The organism is Parabacteroides sp. CT06 (genome assembly GCF_002257605.1).
Classification (GTDB): domain Bacteria; phylum Bacteroidota; class Bacteroidia; order Bacteroidales; family Tannerellaceae; genus Parabacteroides; species Parabacteroides distasonis.
Genome location: NZ_CP022754.1, coordinates 4,897,542 through 4,917,737, shown reverse-complemented (window position 1 = coordinate 4,917,737; position 20,196 = coordinate 4,897,542). Strand labels below are relative to the sequence as shown.

Here is a 20,196-nt window from a genome sequence, read left to right as displayed (position 1 = left end):
TTTTCGTCAATACTAGAAATGGAATCGTACCCCCGCATCAAAAGTCAAACGAAATAAGCCAGAGTAATCTCCTTTATCGTAAGAGACATTCTCTTGCTTGGGTAAGGAACCTCCTACATAACCGATATTCAAGCCCACTCCCACATGCTTTGACAAAAGATATTCTGCGCCTAATGAGAAATTATATCCTACACCGGATAAGGACTCGCTTATCCCCCTCGCCGATTCCCGGTAACTAAAATATCCTATACCTATTTTCTCTTCCACGATCCATCGGTTTATGATTTGTTTCATCACAAATTGAGGAGCGACATAAGTAAGCCCCACGTTAATATCTATTCCCGAATAAGTATAAGACGATTTATATCCCGAATACAATAAGCCAGCACCGAAACCGCTCCTTGATATCCAATCATACCCAACTTGCCAATCCAATCCGTTTTTAGGATGGCCAGACCCACCCGGTGGCAAATAAAATTTACTGGTCACAAAAGCGTAACCTATATTCGCATAAATCGTGTTATGCTCAAATGAAGACTTCTCCACGACAGCCTCTTCCTCCAAATCCAAAGCTTTCGATAGAGGAGCGGCCCGAAACGCCGCCGTGTCCGACACTAAAAGCATACTACCGGCTATCTGATGGCAACTACTACCCAATAATGAAGGTTTCCGATGGTCTGTCAACGCCAATGCGTTACCTCCCGCTTTTGCCGTTTCTTGTTTCGCCAACCAAACAACCTGATCATAATTACATTTAGTAGACACTCCGTTATCCACTACAGAAACATTGCCGATCCTCTCTGCCGAGGCAGGAACAGCCTCCCCCAGCTCATACAAACGAACCTTATCCGCAGTTACGCTTGCCGGGTAACTTTTAGAGATATTTGTAATGACTTTGGGCGCACATCCTGTCATTAGAAACAGAAAAGAGACAAATAAGACAGACAAACATTTAATCATTTTCATTTTTCATTTATAAGTTCAACATCCACTTTCTAAACTCCTCATTCTTTCTAAGTACCTAGATTTAATAATAAAACGTGCTTAGCCACAAAAAATTATTTATCACAAACCATTCTATCCAAACCATTGAACAAGCCCTTACCTTTTGCTGTATGAAACCAACATATCAATATACAAAAGTTCAAACAAAAAATAGGCTGTCTCATTTTCACTATGAGACAACCTATTCCTTTTAATTATCTTTCAAAACCGCTACCATATCATTCCCGATACCACCCGAAGAGCAACACCGAAAATACCTTGAACACAATCCTCCAAGCTCATCAACTGATCTCCTAAATACAGGGATATCTAACCTTCTATTTTAACAGAGGTTTTATTATTCAAGCAATTTGCTCAATACGACTTTCTTGGCACAAGGGATATGTTGCGACAAAAGGCTCTATTTTCTGTTTCATTTCGGAATAAGAATTTCCATAAAAATACAAGGCCGTGTATGCATCGCTCTCCCAATAGCTATATAAACCGCCGATTCCCTTCATTGCCAACTCCATTTGTTCAACCACATGATTAATGTCACAGGTTTCGTAGACTACATCGGGTAAATCTGTATTATTAAGATAATAAGCCAATCCCTCCAAAGTCCCAACTTCCACTCTAAATTTACGATCTATCCCTAGCAAGGCAGAACCATTGGGGATACCCAAGCGATTTAGTAAATTTACCAAAAAACTTACATGATCCCACTTATCACCAGCTAGATGGATATCTATATCACAACTTACAATCTCGCCGTCTGGATTTTGAACCGTACCACCCCCTGTTACTTCTCCCATTTGCTCCTTCTCAAGTACACCTTGAATCGCATCCTCTAATTCATGTCTATGCATCGGTTGCAAACGTGCGTTTAGTTTTAATACAACTTCCATATTCTTTCACTTTTATGAGATAGATGTGAGTTTTAGATACGTCTACAAATGTATACAAAATCTATGATTCCTATACTTAAAACGATAAAGTAGATTATCTCTCCCTCTATTTAGCCTGTTTTCATACTAGAAGTATGCTTTATACCTTTAAGGATATGATCATCCATAATCAAAAGCCACACCTAAAGTACCAACCCTAGACAGGACTACCCAGAATACCCAAGCCATAATTCTTCATACTCATGAGATGAACTCGATATCAGTACATATACAAAAACTCAAACAAAAAATAGGCTGTCTCATTTTCCATCACGAAACAGCCTATTTTTAAATAAACCCCTTCTTATTACCGCTTAAAATCAAGAGAATAACTCTGCATACATTTTGAGGTAGCGCTCCCGAAATTGCAACGCTATGCCTTTTCCCATCGCTCCGGCGCAATTACAACCATGAGCGTAACTGCGAACTCCATTCAGATTGAATATATCACCTTGCTTTATAAAATTAACCATAAATCACATCTATCTAATTTTCTCCAACACTCCATCATCAAATCCTACAGTTATATACTTAGTATGTAATAACCAAGCACTAACCTTCTCCAATGAAATAATGTCCAATAAGATCGTAATTACCTCATTTAAGAACTTATCCGGATCCACATCAACACCTTCAATATTTAGATACTTATCGACCGGCTCATAATCAACATCACAAGCCCAATCATCATCGTCCACATCATAACTTTCAGAGCCTATCAAATAAACACAATATCCATTTTCAGACTCAAAAATACCAAAATTCAGTGCTACTATATTTTCTGGTATCACTTCATTATGGCTTAATTCCAAAAGCCAGTCTTCTATCTGTTTCTTCATAGCATTTATTCTTTTAAAAATACTTCAAACATATAAAGCACATTCGATAAATTAAGTTAACACAAAATTTATTTCATTAAATCAACGACATCCATTATTCGTTTTTTATCTTTCTCTGAAAAAATAAAACATACAGAATGATCATTAAAACCAGCCCAAAATGAAAGAGTTATTTTAATTATTTTCAAATACATTCTTAAGTCATACTCATCTAACAATGATAAATCTTCATGTATTATTACAATATCATTATTAGATATCCAGTCAAAATCCCTATAAACTTCACAAAGAGCATCCCAATTTTCTCCAAAATAATTAGGAAACACTAGAGCTTTTGATAAGTTAAGGAATAAATCCATTTTGTCTCGTACTTTATATACATATCCAATAAATGTATCCTCCACTAGATACATTCTAGGATACTTTACAAAAAATATATTCTCCATCTAATAGTAGTTTTAGAATACAAATGAAAGAATAATATTATATATTCACATACTTATAACGAACTTTTTTCAAAATTTGATTTGAATCATTGTTCCATAATGATCTGGAGTAAACCACATCTTACTTCCTCCTGTGATAACTCTCATAGGCCCTGCTCCTCTTGTCAAACCAGGCGTAGGATGAACATACTCTTTATAAACACCATTTGATAAATTTGGCAACTTTCCTTCATTATTATAATAGATCGCCCCATCATGACGAAACGTAAACAACTTTCCAGACCGTATTCTATCAATAGTCGGTTGTAAATCATGAGTTACCCCATCTGGAGTTGTCACAAAACGAGTCGTACCCGAAGATTGACTAGAAGAAGCGACCTGAGATGATGTCTCTACCGGATTTAATTTAGGGGTATTACTAATATCCGGTTGCGTCACATTTAGCCCACTTCCTGGAGCCTCCATCAACCTCATCTCCGGTGCCGGTCTTGTTGCCGTGTTCTTGAACGAGAAGATTGTCCGTCCGAATTTAACGTCCTTACCTGTCCAGAAGTTATTACCTTTCAAGGCAGCAACCGTACCGTTTCCGATTCCACCTGTCAAGGCTCCACCCAGAATACCCAAACCATAATCCTTCAAGCTCATAAACTGATCCCCGAAATACAACGAGTTACCCGCACTTTGGACCGGCATCATCACCGCTGTACTCGCCGAACCTGCGGCGGCTCCAGCCAGAAAGCCTCCGATTCCCCCGGCGGCACCTCCGGCGGCGGCAAAGGCCAATCCCCCCGTAGCAGCACCTAAACCTCCGGCGGCGGCTCCAATACCAAATGCGGCAAATCCATCTTTGAAACTATGAAGTTGACCCGATACAGCCTTATAGATCAAATTTGCTGTTCCTCCGATAACCGCACCTATTATAATATGGATAAACTCTCCATCCTCGTCCACATACCTCAACGGGTTGTTCATGGCATAGCTGTAACGATTGAAGTTCTGGGACAAGTCCGGCATCTGGACAAACGGATCAGGAGCGAGGAAACGACCCAGAGCCGGGTCATACAGGCGAGCGTTCATATTTACCAAGCCAAACTCCTTAAGATGCTCATGGCCACTGTAGCCACGACCAAGGAACAATTCTACCTCCTGCCCCGAAGGGATGTAAACGTGACTGGATGAGTTACGTTGGCGACCCCATGCGTCAAAATTATAACTCGCGTATTTCGTCCCTGCCTCCGTGATGATATCCGTGATACTTCCCAGATAATCACGACCTATATAATAAAGTTTCCAGCTATTCGTATGATCCTTCACCAATACCGCCGAAGCGTCGTAGTAATTCTCTCCCGCCAAATACAACTTCTCCTTATTACCCGAGGGAGTCTCATCGATCTCATAGCAATCCCCCAAATAATAGCGGGTCAACAAACGGCTACCCCCTTTAGCCACCTGCATCTTCACACGCTGCTGATTGCCGTTATAGGTAAACGAGGCCACGTTACCATCTTGCGTAATAGCGTTCGGACGCTTGAAAGAGGTATAGCTAATAACCTGTGTGGCGGAAGACATAATACCATTTGCCACGCTAGAGGAAGATATGGCGTAAGGCTTGCCACTTGTATTATATGCGAATGTACCACTGACATCCCCTTTGGTTAAGATATTTCCTTTCGCATCATAAGTTGCCATAAGCCCTTTGTAGGAAGTCAGACGATTAAGATTATCATAAGAGAATTTCTCTTCTTGGGATACATTAATGTCTTTCCGGTAAGTCAAGTTCCGTTTAACAGGATCAAAAACATACTCCATATTCTGGAGGAATGTGGTCACCCCTGTTTTCTGTATCTTCCTGGAAGTAGGGAATCCATAACTGTCATATCCATAGGTACGAGATAAGGCACCGGAGCGTACCTCGGTAGGTAACCCCATGTCATTCTCTTTCGTGAGCTTAAATATGGATGTTTGGTTATTCAGCTTGGTCTCAACTAAATGACCATTCGCATAATTATAATTCTCGGTTGTCAAAACTCCGGATTGAGACGTATACTTAATAGAGCTTACATTTCCTCCGTTATAGGTATAATCCTTTCGTAAATATTTATTGTCTACCGCCGTCTCTGTCTGGCTCGACAGACGACCCAACGCATCATATACATAATCAATGGAAGTTCCGACAGAAGAAGAGACCTTCGTCAACTCATCGTAGCCATTATAAGTATATGTAGTCGTAAACTCTGGTAAAGTCGCCGTTTTAAGGCGATTATACGTATCATACGTGTAATTGATAACCTTATTATTTGCGTTCGTCTCTTTCAATAGGTTGCCGGATGCGTCATAAGCATAAGTTGTCGTACCAGAGCTAGGATCGCCCAAGCTAGTCCGACGGCCGAAACCATCATAACCAAATGAAGTAGTCACGTTACCCGGTGCGACGATAGAAGAAGGTTGTCCATCCGGACGCAGATTATAGGTAATCGTTCCTGCTGGGTCTACCACAGATATAAGATTGCCCAACGCATCATACGTCCGCTTGACAGAGATTCCATCCTCCACCGTTGTTATACTATTGCCGCTATAACCATGAGTCGTTTTTCTTCCGGAAGGTTCCGATATAGCGGTTAAGCGATCATACGTATCATAACTATAGATATTCCAAGCCGTAGCCGAACTACCGGCAAACGGACGAGAGACTTTTTGCACCCTTCCATAACTATCATAAATTTTATCCGTTTTTAGAAAACTGCCATTAAAACGAGTCTCGGCCGTTCTTACCTCTCTATTCAACGCATCATATACACTTTTAGTAGTAGGTTTACCCGTCACAGAACGGGTTATGGCATACAAAGCGTTTGTCCCTTCCTCCGACCATCCGTAAGATACAGTAGCGGTAGTATTATCAGGGAACGTGACACTTGTCTCCCGACCAAATGGATCATACGTATGCGCCGTAGACTTTCCCCGGTGGTCCTTCTCAGAAGACATACGCCCCTCCGTATTATAAGAAAACTCATTTGCAAGTCCTAATGGGTTTGTCACCTTTTTCAATCGACCGTTCGTATCATAAGCATATTCGGTCTTCAGCCCTTTATCCGAACCATACAAGAATAGCGTCTCTTTTGTGATATTACCCGGAGTATCATAAACATACTCGTAAGTTTTCGCTTTATTTCCATTCTTATAGAACACCTTGCTATTCGCATAGCCGTTCGTATGCGAAGGAATATTCATTCGCTCGGTATAAGTACTGCTATTACGAGTAGTAGTCACGCTCTGATCGGTCAAGAAACCAATAAGATATCCACTCTCTGCCGTATTGTTATAAAATGTGTTCGCCTTTTTTACCGTAATACCCCCAGTGTAAGTGATAGTCTCTTGCGTCGCATTTCCATAAGTATCATATACAAAAGCGGTAGTAGCCGTAATACCCTTAAGCAAGTCCTGCTCTGTCTTATTGCTTAAACGTATCTTGACCGTTTTATTGGCTTGAACATTAACGGCAAAATTATAGGTCAATTTCGCCTCAGGTGAAACCTCACTCTTCAATACGCCATATTTATAAGGATCAAAATATTGCTCCGTAAGCTGCCCTTTCAAATTCGTACGGAATATACTCTCAAATCCCCTAAACCCCAATCCTTGGCGGTGAATAACACCACCTCGGTACGTGAAAGTGAAATTATCAACCCGGCTACCTTTCATATAAGTACTGGAAAAGGCTATGACAGGAATAGACTCTTGAATGTCCACATACGGGAAAACAGCGTTCGCACCCTTAGCATAAGTACCGGAAGATATGGCCTCCTCATTCATCAACAGGTATGTGTTCTTTTCGACCACTCCCAAACTATTCGCCATACCCGTGGCCAAAACGCCTTTATTGTCATTCCTCTTGAATGAATATTTTGTAACCACTCCATTCTTCAAGCTGACCAATTGACTAAAATAATTATGACTGTTTATATTAGTCGGGATCAAGATTGATTTCGATGTATAATTTTGGGCACATTCAACCGAACCCACGTTATTTTTCTTAGCGAGGTAAGTGAAGAAACCGGAGCTATGATACCGGATCAAGTCTGTCATACCATCCCCGTTTACATCTTGTAGCAAAAAGCCATCCGTAGAAATCCCCGAGTTTTGAGTACCGGCAAACGTGGATTTATAAAATTGTCCATCTCCCATCGAGTTATAAGCGGCCCACGTATAGACTGGATCCTTTTTTTTCGGAGATACCAGCAAATCCATAAGCCCATCTCCGTTGATCTCCCCCAGCAACAGCGAGCGATCTTTTAGATCCACCTTTTTTAATCCGGTATAAGTAGAGACTTTTCGGCCCGTCCAAGTACTACCGGAAACATCAAAAGTATATATATTTATCCCGGAGTCATTAATAAGAGCGATGTCACTTTTCCCGTCTCCATCATAATCTAATACCAGAAGTCTATCTGTTTTCTGAAATGCGTCCTCAGGATCAGGCTGCTCCGTGCCTACAAAATTAACGTTATAGGGAAACAAGTAACTCTGATATAAGACCTTACCACTTTCCAAATCAAATATATAGCATTTAGAGGTCTTACTGGTCTCTCCAAAAGGATGATGGCAAGAGACCGCTAGTACTTCCTGTTTTCCATCCCCATTGAAATCCCCTGTATAATAAAACTTAGGATGTATGCTCTTTGCCCCATCCGCATCGGTCAATACGGTCGGGAAATTAAAAGTCCGTGTATATTTAGATACCAATCCCACAGTCAAACTGGCCCTATATACACGGAAAGTCACTTGATCATTATCACCGGAAACGCCATTGTTTACTTTTATGATATGCTCTTCTTGCTTTCCCTCCAAATCCGCACAAAAGATATCGATAAAATTAGCTCCGGTCGTAAGATTGGGCATGGGGGAAGCGTACTCGCTATTCAATCCGGCATAAAGATAGATTTTCTCTTCTCCGGTGAATTTATTGTCATATCTATTCTGGGAATGCTGAAAAGCCGTCGAATGTCTGTAATGCTCCCAATAGGGATTCTCATTAGGCAAAGAGATCAAACCATCTGCCCCCGACGCATAATCATACCTTCCTTTCACTACCTTGATACGAGCAGGATCCGTTGATTCATACCAATTATATAGCTGTGTGACAGAACCATTATCATAAGACCCATCTGTTATGCCTTCTCCATAGTAAAGCTTTATAGGGTTCAGAGATTGCCCGGAGGCGGAATAATCTATCTGGCTTAAAACTGAGCTATTGTTCTGGTTTTTATAGCTCAAGCTATACGTACAAAGCGCAGTAGAGCCTAATTTACTGATGATTTTAGCCAGCAAGTAGCTTTCCCCTGTCTTAAGCCCTCCTATAAAAGAGACCAAGGGGTCCGGTCGTGAGGCTTGATACTGAAATTCCACAGAGGCACCATTATAAGCAACTTTTGTCAATCTGTAATGGTTTTCTTGCTCGACATAAGTATATAGGATCTGATTATTTCGCAAGTCAGACAAAGAAACTATCGGATAAAAGATCTTATTGCTTGTATTTGAGGCATATCCAAATATGCCCTTGGTTCCATTAGGATAAAATACCTCAAAATATTTCACGACATCGCCGGACAAAAAAGCTTTTACTTTTATATTGCCTTGCTCGGACTCATAATTAATAGTTGTCGCATTCTCTGAGATCTTTATAAGACGCATCCCGTCTAACACGAACGCATCCGCTTTCGTACGTAAAGCTCCTTGGGGCTTACCATCATAATAAATATTCCTACTCGTACGCATGATCGATTGCACACCGCCAATACCCCATCCAATACCAACGATGCCATTTCCTTGCTGGCTATTATAAGCCAATGATAATTGGGGTTCAAATCCATTTATACCCGGATAAACCTGTATGGGAACCGTATAGGTTTTAGCTCCAGTCGGGGAAACACCTGTTTGTATCGGTATCTCTCCTACAGCTTTCGATTTATCTATTGTAACTGTAGTCGGAACGTAAGTATTATCAGATATGGCTTTAGGAACAAAAGCCTGAGGTTGCTGTGAAAACCTTTCCGGATTTTCTGCAGTTTTCGCTATAACCGGAGGATATAAAGCCTTCAATAAAGAATCCTCATAAGCCTTGTAATCACTTTCCTTCCAATCGAAAAATTGATTATTCTCAGCAACTCCTTGGGCACATAAATAAGAAGATGGGGACATAAACATGATAAATATCCCTATCGTATATAAATATATTAATTTCATCTATAAGTATACTTAAATTATATTTTGATCAATCCTCCTCTTGGTCTACGGGAACGGCCTCCAAAGATGAAGCCATCGCACTAAATTGCCGTGTTGTTCTATTTCCTGACGCATCATAAGTATAAGTAAATATCATTTGTTGGGATTGCCTAATATTCAAAATTCCGCCAGACTTTACCTCAAAAGGCCCATTAATCGTAATTTGCGCCGGAGCGGAAAGAGATAAATTACCATTACTTGCCACGGTTACATTTTGGACAGCCAACGTATTACAGCCCAAAACTGATACACTTGATGAAACTGTCTGATTTGTATAAGTACTCACACAGCTTCTCGTGTCAACCTCTTGTGATGATAACGGGGAAAATAAGCAAGTCAAAACGATACATGTAAAAAAGACGATTCTCTCTTTCATATCAAAGAATTTATGATTCTGTTATTTCTATTTTTAATTCCTTGAGATTACAGACTTACATACTTCTTCAAAGTATCCGCTTTCTTCCCATCCACAAAAAGAGTATAAATAAACGTTCCATAACCAAGTTCCGAACGGCTTACTTCTACCACATTACTACTTCCATTATCCAACTTAATAACTTTCACGGGTTTACCTGTGACATCAAATATCTGTAGACTAGCAGACACAAACGTCGCCGGTAAGGTATAAGAGACAGAAGCACCTTCCCTATTATATAATTTTGCGCCATCCAGAGCACTTATATTACTTGTGGAAGTCGTGTTCGAACGTAATTGAGATTGTACCTCCGGCGATAGTAGAGCTTGCAAATTATCAATCACCTCATTCTGTTGTTGGATCGTTTGTTGCATCTCCTTGATACTTTCTACGATAAGCGGAATAAAACCTATATAATCTATAGACATCATCCCGTTTTCATCCGTTTGTACAAGTTCGGGTAATACCTTTTGTATGTCTTGAGCCAAAAAACCAATTCGTTTACGACTAGCCTCCGCTGCCTCTCTTCGATCTATCTCTGCTTGGATTTGTTTGTCTCTATTTATCTTTGCGATAGTAGCGGCATCCATAATCTCCTCTGAATCGGAGGAACTTCCCGATATCCCATTATCCAATGTGGCAGAGAACTTAGACTCATCCTGCTCCCTATTCTCCTCAAGTGTAGAGAGGTTGTATGAATAAGAGACCCCATTCACTTGCTCTAAAAGAGCTAATGGATTTTGCAGCGACTCTACATTTTCCTTCAAGCGAGCGTCTGAAGTTATATTCACTCCATTCACACGAAGATTCGTATTGAACACGAAATTAGTATTACTAGCCGGATTGTAATACGCCACGACATTGTTAGCATAACCATTTGTAGTCATATAAATACCCAATTTCCCATGCAGCCAAAGTTGATCCGTATCCGTGGTTCCATATTCTCCAGCAAACACATTCCAACCTTGATTCGCATATTGTCCAAAATCACCAAATGTTAATTTCGAACCTGCGCGTGCATCCCCTATCCGACCATATATCTGCATAGAGGTTACATTTCCTAAGTCCTCATTATTGTCTTTTAAAAGGCCTGCTTGTACTCGTCCATTTGAAAGAACCCGGAGTTGAGCATTTGCGTTTGATACTAAACTAATTAAAATTAAGAAAGAAAAAAGTCTTGTTGTTTTCATATAAGTTGTTCTAAAATATAAATAGATAAACATTCAAATAATACTTCTAAGGAACCCAGTACCATATCCAAACAATTGCGTAAAAGAGGCTATTACGGATAGCGATCCTACACGTAAATCACATTTATTGCGGAACATTGCGTCTACAAACAATAAAAGGGCATAAATAATAAGAGGCACCAGAAACAAGCGGCAAAAGAATGAGCCGATAACCAATAGACAGACTGAAAACGTGAATAATGCCGGTAAGCAATGTACCAGCTTCTTTTTCCCGCTGCTGATACCACCGGTCGTCAAGGACGAGGTCATGGCGTAATTGATCGCCTTCTGGATCGGGAAAAACGAGACATACGCCTTATCCGGACCACCGAACACATCCACCAAATAATGATTCAACGAGTCATGTACATGACAAAAGACTGTTTAACTTCAGATTGTCAAACAGTCTTTTTAGCGATTTTTCAATGCTCATCTTCTTCCGGCGGGTAATTAGAATATCCATATCCTTTCTCTTGACGTGATATTTGAGTTTTCCATCTCTCCCACTTCGGAGATTTAAATACCTCATCTGGAATGGTTCCAGATAGCCTATTTCCCCACAAATGAGGTACCAAACAATCATCATCATCTGTGAAAAAAGACCATGGAAACGATGTAAAGCAGTTATAGCTCAGATCGATGCCACTAATACCGCTTGATTCATCACTATTTTCATAAAACCGCAACGTCTCCGGTACCTCACCCGCAAACTTATTGTGTTGCATCATATAGACACCCGATTTGGGAAGATTGCCGAACTCTTTTGGTATTTCAGTAAATTCATTGAAATAAATTTGCATCACTTCTATATTCTTTAAATTGCCAATTTCTTTAGGCAATGCGCCACTTAAAGAGGTAGAAGAAATGACAAGACTTTCCAAATTAACTAAATTTCCAATCGTCTTTGGAAGCTCTCCATACAAACCTTTCCCATAAAGACTCAAACTTCTCAACTCCACTAAATCTCCAATCTTATCTGATAAAATACCATTTGAACCATCCTGCATCACAAAACCAACTACCCGATATTCATTCATAACAGTGTCTAGGGCAGCAGTCACACCACCCCATGTCTGTATGTTTTCCAGATCCCAATCAACCAGTGTCCAACCCTCTCCATGCGCCTGTTTATAGATGTCCACCAAAGCCAGACTGTCTTTCACGTTCAAATAAGGTTTTGCAGGTGTGGGTATTTCCTTTCGTTCATCATCAGAACAACTGCAAACCAGCATTAATAATGCGATTATACTCAACCAGCATTTTTGTTGTCTTCTTCTAAAAATCATATCTATATTTCATTTTTAATACTTTGAACTTCTACATCTAGAGAGTAAGGAAATACATCTTTATAATTATTATACCAATCTGGATGCCATTCCAATCGAGGTACAAATGTCTTTGTTGAAACAAAAGTATGACTTACTCCACCAAGATTAACATTAAAGCTATGGGTCATTTTACAAACATGATCCGATTTAAACTTTATACTGTTTCCCCTATCATCCTTTGTATAAGGAAGAAAGATACTACGATGGATAGTTGTTGTCGGTTTTACATATCTTACAGTAATAGGAAAACTAAAATTCTGCATATATATAGCTACATCATCATTATCTTTATATAACAAATATGAATCATTCAAAGGACCTCCCCATATTCCTTTACCCAAAGAACCACAATCATATTTATCTGAATTAACCCCTTTAGGAAAAGAAGAATATCGGACAAGAGAATAAGATGTACCCTCAGACGAAATTTCAGATTTAATTGTAGGATTAATTACGGTTTCATATTTAACTCCACCCGTGCCTCTTAATTTATATGTTGCTTGAACATAAGAATCACCCGGATTATCAACATGCTCCGCCAGAGGATCCAAATAAATAATAGGAGTTTCTTTTAATCCCCACACCCCTAAAGTACCTACATTTTGTTTGGATATATTAATACGTATTGGATAAACTAAACCCGTTTGCACCGAAGTTATAGTACCACTAATATCAACAGATCCTAGTGTAGATATTTGTAGTTTTTGATTATTAGGCTTAGCAGGAGAGAAAATACCCAGAAATGAACCTACAAGAGAATTAAGGCCTAAATTAACAATCTGTTTTACACCTTCAGTTAATATAGGAACGGTAACTTTTTTAAATTTATCATTAGCTAATTGCTTATTAAACCACTTCTCTGCCTCATCACCGGCACCATTAACTATACCATCAGTAACTTTATTCGTTGATTTTGAATTAGCAAGCGAAGCAATAAATCCTTCTGATTTTGATTGAAAACTACCACTCAAATTAATGGATGAAGTAGTCACCATTTGAGGAGTTACATACAAATAACCACTTGTAAAATTAGGATCATAAGCCAATTCTTGTTGAAAACAATTCCATCCCGGAAGAAATCCTTTAGAACTTTCTTTTGTAATATTCGTAATCCCTACCGAGTTGTTTTTCACATTGCTATTAACCGCTGTTGCAAATTTATCTGCGAAATCTAAAAGGGATTGATTAGGTTCAATAGAGATATTCCAGATTGCTGTATTATTAGGGGTAGTACTTCCCTCTAAATAATAAAAGCCTTTCAACAATCCTGAATATTTATTATAAAATATAATATAATTCAATCCTTTATCACTTGTTGAAAACATTGTGTGAGCAATTATATTCCAACCGTCCTGCTTTTTTATATCAAAACAGAAATCTTTTGGAACAGAAAGTGATACAGCTCCACTTTCATTCCATGGTGTGGCAACACTACTACCAGAAGCTAATGTTACATTCAAATAACTTTCCCAATTTGAACCAAAATCTCCACCAGCCTTTGTTTGAATACCATTTTGTTGATAATTACTTGAAAGTGGATATATGACATTATCCAACTCTCCCATTTCTGTACTAATATTCAACTGTTGTATATTTGTCTCCAGCTCGTTTGTTGTACATCCTAGCAATGTTAGGCCAACGATAAAATAAGATAATAAGTATTTCATAACAATAGATTTAATAAATTCAACATATTCACTACATATTTTCTCAATTAATACATATTTTTAATAGGTCTTCTCTTCATAGGATAATAGCCATTTCATCCTTATATTTTGATTTCTTATTCTAATGTAAATTCACCATAAAGATGATCTCCCCACTGATTTGTCAGATTCAAAGTATAAACTCCACTCTTGTTATCTTTCAAATCAATCAATATATACCCCGTTTTTTCCGCTAAAACGGTCTCTTCATAAACCATGGTGGAAGAATCCATTATTCGGATTGTTATATCCGATCGCAGAGAGCTACTCTGAATGATCAATTCATCATTATCTAAAATTACAATTATTGGTATATCTGGAGAAACTGAACGCTTCTCCTCATCCCAACTTCCATGCACTCTAACTCTCTTCTCACCCATTGTCTTTGCATACACATTGGTAAACGCAAAACCACTTATTAAACAAATGAATAATAAGCCTACTAATCTACTTGTTATTTGTTTCATAAATTCAAAAAAATTACAATACAAATGTAGACTCATTTTCATACATAGTCAAGGAACACACATGGACAAATCAAGACCATATAGCACTGATAATCAATAAATTAAAAACACACATATGGACATCCCCTGTTTTTAGTACTCTTTGAGATATTGATCTAGTAAGAAACTTACGTCGGAAGGTATTTGTTTGCTTTTTTTGATACGCTGTTTGATACGCTGTTTCTGTTTGGATACAGACTCGGGGAGAGAGTTCGCAAAAACAGCTATTTGGGAAGAACTGAACCCCATCTTGATCAAGCAGCAATATCGCTTATCTAATTCAGAGAAATCGGGAAAATCTTTCTCTAACCGTGTATAGAACTGATGGTATTGCAAGTTTGTCCAGTTTATGATTAATGACCAATCTGCATCCTTCAGATATCTAGGATGCTCTTTTAGGTCTTTCAATTTATCGAAATAAGGCAATTGCTCATCTAGTTTCTTATATGAGGATTTCAGTAGCTCTTCATATTTCTCTATCTCTTTATGGGACTCCGCATTTTGATCCAATAAACTTTTATTCTCTGAAACAATCTCATCGATTTCCTGCTGTTTATTATTTAACGTGGCCATCAATTGCTCATTTTCCTTTATACGATTCTCATTCTCTTTTATCGATTCCTTGTAAATTCGTATTTGCTCTCTAGCATGCGCTAAAGATTTTTCCTTCCGCAATACACGATATTGATAGACGATTATAAGAATCAACAGAACCGCAGTGACAAACAAGCCGATTATCTCTTGATTCGTTTTTTCTAGTTTTAGCTGGTTATTTATGTTCAACAATCTCTCATGATCATACCGAGCCTGAATTTCAGCCAATTCTCCAGCATGATTTATTACCTGTAGCGAATCTGAGTAAATAAGATATTGGTTATTATATTCTATGGCCTCCTTGTAAAGTTTTTGTTCTACACATATATAATATAACACCTCATAGGCTTCATTTAGCGTATACAAATTGTCTGTTTCTAACGATTTCTGAAAGTAAACCTTTGCAGAGTCTAGTTGCCCCAAACTCCAAAAAGCACTACCTATCTTGTAATATACTTGAGGAAGCTTATGTAAGGAAGATATTTGTAAACATAAGTCAAGCTCTTTTCTAGTGTAATGTAAAGCTTTTTCTCCTTGACTTAATTTATTATAAACAACGCCTAGCTCTCCCATAGCCATAGCTTCGAGCTCTATATTACCTAACCTTTGAGCATTATCTAATGATTTACCAAAATAGAACAAGGCACTATCCATTTCATTTTTATGCACATAAGTTCTTCCTAGTTCTGATAGAGCATAAGATATCCGTTCTCCATTTCCTGATCGTAATGCGTATTGATAAGCATCCTTTAATTGTACCAACGATTCTTCATAAAGATCTTGATAACGATACATATTTCCCAATGATTGGCAAATCAGATAAGTAAAAAGCGGCTCATCCAACTTTGTCATCATTTCTTTAGATTTTAGAAAGAAAGGCATCGCTTCCGTTATTTTTTTCTGATCCTTCAATAACTGTCCCTTATAATAATACGTTTGCGCCATTCTTTTCAAATCTCCCTCCTTCTCGAAATAATCCATCGCATCTTGAACCAACTTATCCGAGGAAGGGATATTCAACGAATCCGGAAGGCGTTTACCATATACCTTATCCCGGGCTTGTGCCAACAATAGCGCCCAAGTAGCATAGTTCTTTCCGATAGAGAGTGATGATTGAGGCATAGAACGTAATATAGATAATGCGCTATCCGGATGCTCCCACATCACAGATTCCGCACGAGATAATTCCGCAGGTAATGGTTTTTCTTGGCGCATACAAGAAAAAAGGGTAGCGAAAAGTAGCAAAGTCAGTCCTAGTGTTCTCTTCATTTAGATTACAGTTTACAACTTAAACGCAAGTTATAAAATTTATTTTATAAATACCACTAAAATATTTGTTTTTCAATAGTGATTTTGAGATACAATCAGCCAGTAGGGAGATGCGGCACACTACGTATCTACTAGTTGTATTATGTATTTAAAATATTATCATATAAGCATTTGCAGTTTTTATGGTAAAAAACAAAAGTTTATCAATCAGAAAACTTTTGTTTCCCTATATAGAAACTAAAGTTTCTTCAGCACGAAACTTTTGTTTTCCCTAATAGAAACTACTTTTACATATATAGGCACTACGACACACGAACCTAAACGATAATTTGGTTTCTTGCGTTTTCTATCAAAACATGGTAGATAAAGAATGATAATTGTAGATATTTTCTATCTACAACCACTATATAAGATGTTTATTTATAAGGCATATAAGAAGGAATTGTAGATGTGGTAGATATTAAGTGTTTTTTATTAACTGGTAATTTATGGAACTCGATTATATAATCCAACAAGTTCTTGTAACTTTGCAGCCATTTTAATTGAAATCCCGATTGAATATGAAGAACAAATACGAGGCTAGGCTAGGTACGGAACGTATGCTACCGCTGGTTTTCAAAATGGCGCTTCCGGCGGTAGCGGCCCAATTTGTCAACTTACTTTACAATATCGTAGATCGTATCTATATCGGGCATATTCCCGAGATCGGGACAAACGCTTTGGCCGGTATAGGGGTGACCACCTCCATCGTGATCTTGATCTCCTCTTTCTCCGCTATCGTGGGAGCGGGCGGTTCGCCGTTAGCGGCCATCGCTCTCGGACAGGGCGACCGGGAACGGGCCGGAAAAATAGTGGGAAATGGATTTATATTGCTTATCCTATTTACTATATTCACTTCCCTCATCACCTATACCTTCATGGAACCGATCCTGCTTTTTACAGGAGCATCAAAATATACGTTAGGATATGCGGTGGATTATCTCTCTATTTATTTACTGGGCACTCTGTTTGTCGAGATATCCACGGGCTTGAATGCCTTTATCAACGCACAAGGGCGTCCGTCTATCGCTATGTGCTCGGTTTTGATCGGGGCTTTATTGAATATCGTATTAGACCCTATCTTCATTTTCTGGTTGGATATGGGGGTAAAAGGCGCCGCGCTCGCCACGATCCTATCACAAGCTTGCAGTGCCATATGGGTATTGAGCTTCCTTTTCTCAAGACGTGCCTCCTTGCCTTTGGAAAGGCGGTATATGAGACTGGACCGAAGAATCGTACTCTCGATGTTCGCTTTGGGAATTTCTCCGTTCATCATGGCCAGCACGGAGAGTCTGGTAGGTTTCGTCTTGAATAGTAGTTTGAAAAATTTTGGCGATATCTATGTGAGCGCATTGGCTATCTTACAGAGTGCCATGCAATTCGCTAGCGTACCGCTGACCGGTTTCGCCCAAGGATTCGTACCGATCATAAGCTATAATTACGGACATGGAGACAAACAGCGGGTAAAAGATTGTTTTCGTATCGTGCTAATCGTTATGTTCTCTTTCAACTTGATACTCATGCTATTCATGATCTTATTCCCCTCAACCGTAGCCTCCGCTTTTACAAGCGACGAGGAGTTGATCGATACCGTCCGTTGGGTCATGCCCATCTTCTTGGCGGGTATGACGATTTTTGGCTTACAACGAGCTTGCCAGAATATGTTCGTAGCGTTGGGACAAGCTAAGATATCTATCTTTATCGCCTTGCTTCGTAAAGTAATCCTCTTGATTCCTTTGGCATTACTATTACCTCATTTTATGGGGGTAACCGGCGTATATGCGGCAGAAGCCGTATCGGATGCCACGGCCGCTATTTGCTGTACGTTGTTATTTATATGGAAATTCCCGAAGATACTAGGGAAAATCAAGAAAAAAGAAGAAAGGGCTGCCCAATAACGGACAGCCCCCTGATAAAGCCTTAAAGATTAAAATGAATCGTATTAATATCCCGGATTCTGTGTCAAGTTAGGATTCAGGCTAAGGATATCGGCATAGATGGAGAATACCGTTGTATATCCCGTCTTATCCTCTTGATAATCCAGCGAGCTGGCGGAATGTTTCACGCCTACATAGCGGTCTACCGTAGCCTCGGTAAACTTGCCGAAACGGATCAAATCCTGCCGGCGTACGCCTTCCCAAGCTAATTCAAGCATACGCTCGTCTAATAGCGTATCCAGCGTTACGTTTTGTAGCGGTTTGGCGCCTACACGGTTACGAACTTGGTTCACCTCATCGTCTCCATTCTGTCCCAGACGAATCTTGGCTTCCGCCTTCATCAGCAACGCGTCGGCGAAACGGAAGATCACGCAGTCATTTCCATGCAAGTTTCCACCATCCTGAGCATTCTGGTCGAACTCATATTTAGCCATACGAGCTCCGGCGGTCTTCACCAACAAACCATCGGAGGCATCCATATATACCTTCGGGGCGTTCGGCTCATATTTCAAAGGCACTTTCTGTCCGTCCCATTCCGTATAGATCGTCTTTCCATCCGGGCCGGTCACCTCGCCCGTAAAATAAGTAAGCTTACAACGAGGATCCTCATCCGCCGTACCGAACTTAAACACGTTCATCGCCTTCACCGTAGCGCAAGAGCCATTCCATCCGGATTGGCCGTAAGCGGTTGCATGATCATAATGGCGGGTACGTACCAAATTGTAGTCCTTAGCGTCCGGATAAGCGACCGGGTCCATAGGAACCGTGAAAATATTCTCAACCGAGGTCTCGTTCGCTACGGCGAAATTCTCCGAGAAGTTTCCCTGCAATTTATAGCCCAAAGCCTCCAGCTTATCCACATAAGCGATCGTAGCTTCCCAAGCGTTCATCTCTTTACCGTCAACGGTAAACTTGATGTTCTTTCCAGCCGGACGATTGCCGTCCGTCCAATTGTCGTCCGCATAAACCTCCGCATTCAACGCCAACTTAGCCAAGATCATATAAGCCACCGGCTTGGTAATACGTCCGTAATACTCACCTTTTTGGTTACTGCGGTTATCTGAAAGATAAGGCAACGCCTCCTCCAACTCCGAACGGACAAAGTTAAATACAACGCTACGCTCAGATTGCTTTACCTCAGACATCGGTGTCGTAGAGGAAGTTACCAACGGAACACGAGCGAACAAATCCAACAACTCATAATAGAAAAACGCACGGACCGCACGGACCTCTTCCAGATAAACCTTGAAATATTCCACGTCCGGTTGTTCCTCGGCAAAGGCTTGCAACTTATCAACACTCTGGTTGCATTTTCCGATCTGCTCATACAAGAAATCCCAAGAGTTCTTGGTCAAATCATTCATCGTGCCCCAACGGTGTAAGAAAATATTCTGCCATAAACCGCCATCTTCCCAGTCGCCGATACGACAAGGGAGCATAGCCTCATCGCTGGAGAAGGTATTCAAGTCATATACATGACGGTCGTTACCCATGATCTTAAACATATTATTGTACAAGCTCGCAACCGTGTTTACATAGACCAACGTAGGGCTTTGGAACGCGGTCTCCTCATCAAACGCGTCTGTAGGACGCTCTTCCAAAAAATTAGAACAGGAAGAAAATGCCGCGGCGGCAGCGGCTATCATAAAGCTATATATAAATTTCTTTTTCATGACTC

The 20,196-nt window shown here is 39.7% G+C and carries 15 protein-coding genes; 1 reads left to right on the top strand and 14 read right to left on the bottom strand.

The window, feature by feature from the left end; genetic code table 11:
• Positions 1 to 12 precede the first annotated feature (12 nt).
• The 13 genes from CI960_RS21425 to CI960_RS21370 all read right to left on the bottom strand — a co-directional run bounded on the left by CI960_RS21425 (position 13) and on the right by CI960_RS21370 (position 16,542).
• Complete coding sequence (locus CI960_RS21425) at positions 13 to 966, bottom strand: outer membrane beta-barrel protein (RefSeq protein WP_010182623.1); 954 nt, start codon at positions 964 to 966, stop codon at positions 13 to 15.
• 380 nt (positions 967 to 1,346) lie between these two features.
• The gene (locus CI960_RS21420; protein WP_005860310.1) at positions 1,347 to 1,892 is read right to left on the bottom strand and encodes a hypothetical protein; all 546 of its coding nucleotides are present in this window, start codon (positions 1,890 to 1,892) and stop codon (positions 1,347 to 1,349) included.
• A gap of 359 nt (positions 1,893 to 2,251) precedes the next feature.
• Positions 2,252 to 2,404, bottom strand: a complete 153-nt coding sequence (locus tag CI960_RS23270; protein WP_154396539.1) for a hypothetical protein — start codon at positions 2,402 to 2,404, stop codon at positions 2,252 to 2,254.
• A gap of 9 nt (positions 2,405 to 2,413) precedes the next feature.
• Positions 2,414 to 2,770, bottom strand: coding sequence for a hypothetical protein (locus tag CI960_RS21415; protein ID WP_005860312.1), 357 nt, complete (start codon positions 2,768 to 2,770; stop codon positions 2,414 to 2,416).
• Positions 2,771 to 2,838: 68 nt separating this feature from the next.
• Positions 2,839 to 3,216, bottom strand: coding sequence for a barstar family protein (locus CI960_RS21410; RefSeq protein ID WP_005860314.1), 378 nt, complete (start codon positions 3,214 to 3,216; stop codon positions 2,839 to 2,841).
• A 69-nt stretch (positions 3,217 to 3,285) separates the two neighbouring features.
• Complete coding sequence (locus CI960_RS21405; RefSeq protein WP_057317229.1) at positions 3,286 to 9,456, bottom strand: RHS repeat-associated core domain-containing protein; 6,171 nt, start codon at positions 9,454 to 9,456, stop codon at positions 3,286 to 3,288.
• 28 nt (positions 9,457 to 9,484) lie between these two features.
• On the bottom strand, positions 9,485 to 9,871 hold the full coding sequence (locus CI960_RS21400) for a hypothetical protein (RefSeq protein ID WP_008778959.1): 387 nt from the start codon (positions 9,869 to 9,871) through the stop codon (positions 9,485 to 9,487).
• A gap of 47 nt (positions 9,872 to 9,918) precedes the next feature.
• Entirely contained in the window at positions 9,919 to 10,956 is a 1,038-nt protein-coding gene (locus tag CI960_RS21395) for a tail fiber domain-containing protein (RefSeq protein ID WP_227211263.1), read from the bottom strand.
• A 177-nt stretch (positions 10,957 to 11,133) separates the two neighbouring features.
• A complete protein-coding gene (locus CI960_RS21390; protein WP_227211261.1) occupies positions 11,134 to 11,496 on the bottom strand; it encodes a glycosyl transferase family 2 in 363 nt (120 codons plus the stop codon).
• A 65-nt stretch (positions 11,497 to 11,561) separates the two neighbouring features.
• Positions 11,562 to 12,425 carry a leucine-rich repeat domain-containing protein gene (locus CI960_RS21385; RefSeq protein ID WP_057329586.1) on the bottom strand — a complete coding sequence of 288 codons (864 nt, stop codon included), beginning with the start codon at positions 12,423 to 12,425 and terminating at the stop codon, positions 11,562 to 11,564.
• 2 nt (positions 12,426 to 12,427) lie between these two features.
• Positions 12,428 to 14,134 (bottom strand): hypothetical protein, encoded by a 1,707-nt coding sequence (locus CI960_RS21380; RefSeq protein WP_094582566.1) that lies wholly within the window; start codon positions 14,132 to 14,134, stop codon positions 12,428 to 12,430.
• Positions 14,135 to 14,250: 116 nt separating this feature from the next.
• On the bottom strand, positions 14,251 to 14,640 hold the full coding sequence (locus CI960_RS21375) for a DUF3244 domain-containing protein (protein ID WP_227211259.1): 390 nt from the start codon (positions 14,638 to 14,640) through the stop codon (positions 14,251 to 14,253).
• 132 nt (positions 14,641 to 14,772) lie between these two features.
• Positions 14,773 to 16,542 (bottom strand): tetratricopeptide repeat protein, encoded by a 1,770-nt coding sequence (locus CI960_RS21370; protein WP_094582564.1) that lies wholly within the window; start codon positions 16,540 to 16,542, stop codon positions 14,773 to 14,775.
• 560 nt (positions 16,543 to 17,102) lie between these two features.
• On the opposite strand from CI960_RS21370, the gene CI960_RS21365 reads away from it, so the two are divergent.
• Positions 17,103 to 18,479 (top strand): MATE family efflux transporter, encoded by a 1,377-nt coding sequence (locus CI960_RS21365; RefSeq protein ID WP_009016547.1) that lies wholly within the window; start codon positions 17,103 to 17,105, stop codon positions 18,477 to 18,479.
• 44 nt (positions 18,480 to 18,523) lie between these two features.
• Here the strand turns inward: CI960_RS21365 and CI960_RS21360 are convergent, their stop codons facing one another.
• Positions 18,524 to 20,191, bottom strand: a complete 1,668-nt coding sequence (locus CI960_RS21360; protein ID WP_036616454.1) for a RagB/SusD family nutrient uptake outer membrane protein — start codon at positions 20,189 to 20,191, stop codon at positions 18,524 to 18,526.
• Positions 20,192 to 20,196: the final 5 nt, after the last annotated feature.

Coding starts and splice junctions, on each gene's coding strand:
- CI960_RS21410 (WP_005860314.1), bottom strand. CDS start 3,216: ATGGAGAATATATTTTTTGTAAAGTATCCTAGAATGTATCTAGTGGAG.
- CI960_RS21395 (WP_227211263.1), bottom strand. CDS start 10,956: ATGCAGATATATGGTCGGATAGGGGATGCACGCGCAGGTTCGAAATTA.
- CI960_RS21380 (WP_094582566.1), bottom strand. CDS start 14,134: ATGAAATACTTATTATCTTATTTTATCGTTGGCCTAACATTGCTAGGA.
- CI960_RS21360 (WP_036616454.1), bottom strand. CDS start 20,191: ATGAAAAAGAAATTTATATATAGCTTTATGATAGCCGCTGCCGCCGCG.
- CI960_RS21415 (WP_005860312.1), bottom strand. CDS start 2,770: ATGAAGAAACAGATAGAAGACTGGCTTTTGGAATTAAGCCATAATGAA.
- CI960_RS21385 (WP_057329586.1), bottom strand. CDS start 12,425: ATGATTTTTAGAAGAAGACAACAAAAATGCTGGTTGAGTATAATCGCA.
- CI960_RS23270 (WP_154396539.1), bottom strand. CDS start 2,404: ATGGTTAATTTTATAAAGCAAGGTGATATATTCAATCTGAATGGAGTT.
- CI960_RS21365 (WP_009016547.1), top strand. CDS start 17,103: ATGAAGAACAAATACGAGGCTAGGCTAGGTACGGAACGTATGCTACCG.
- CI960_RS21400 (WP_008778959.1), bottom strand. CDS start 9,871: ATGAAAGAGAGAATCGTCTTTTTTACATGTATCGTTTTGACTTGCTTA.
- CI960_RS21425 (WP_010182623.1), bottom strand. CDS start 966: ATGAAAATGATTAAATGTTTGTCTGTCTTATTTGTCTCTTTTCTGTTT.
- CI960_RS21375 (WP_227211259.1), bottom strand. CDS start 14,640: ATGAAACAAATAACAAGTAGATTAGTAGGCTTATTATTCATTTGTTTA.
- CI960_RS21370 (WP_094582564.1), bottom strand. CDS start 16,542: ATGAAGAGAACACTAGGACTGACTTTGCTACTTTTCGCTACCCTTTTT.
- CI960_RS21405 (WP_057317229.1), bottom strand. CDS start 9,456: ATGAAATTAATATATTTATATACGATAGGGATATTTATCATGTTTATG.
- CI960_RS21420 (WP_005860310.1), bottom strand. CDS start 1,892: ATGGAAGTTGTATTAAAACTAAACGCACGTTTGCAACCGATGCATAGA.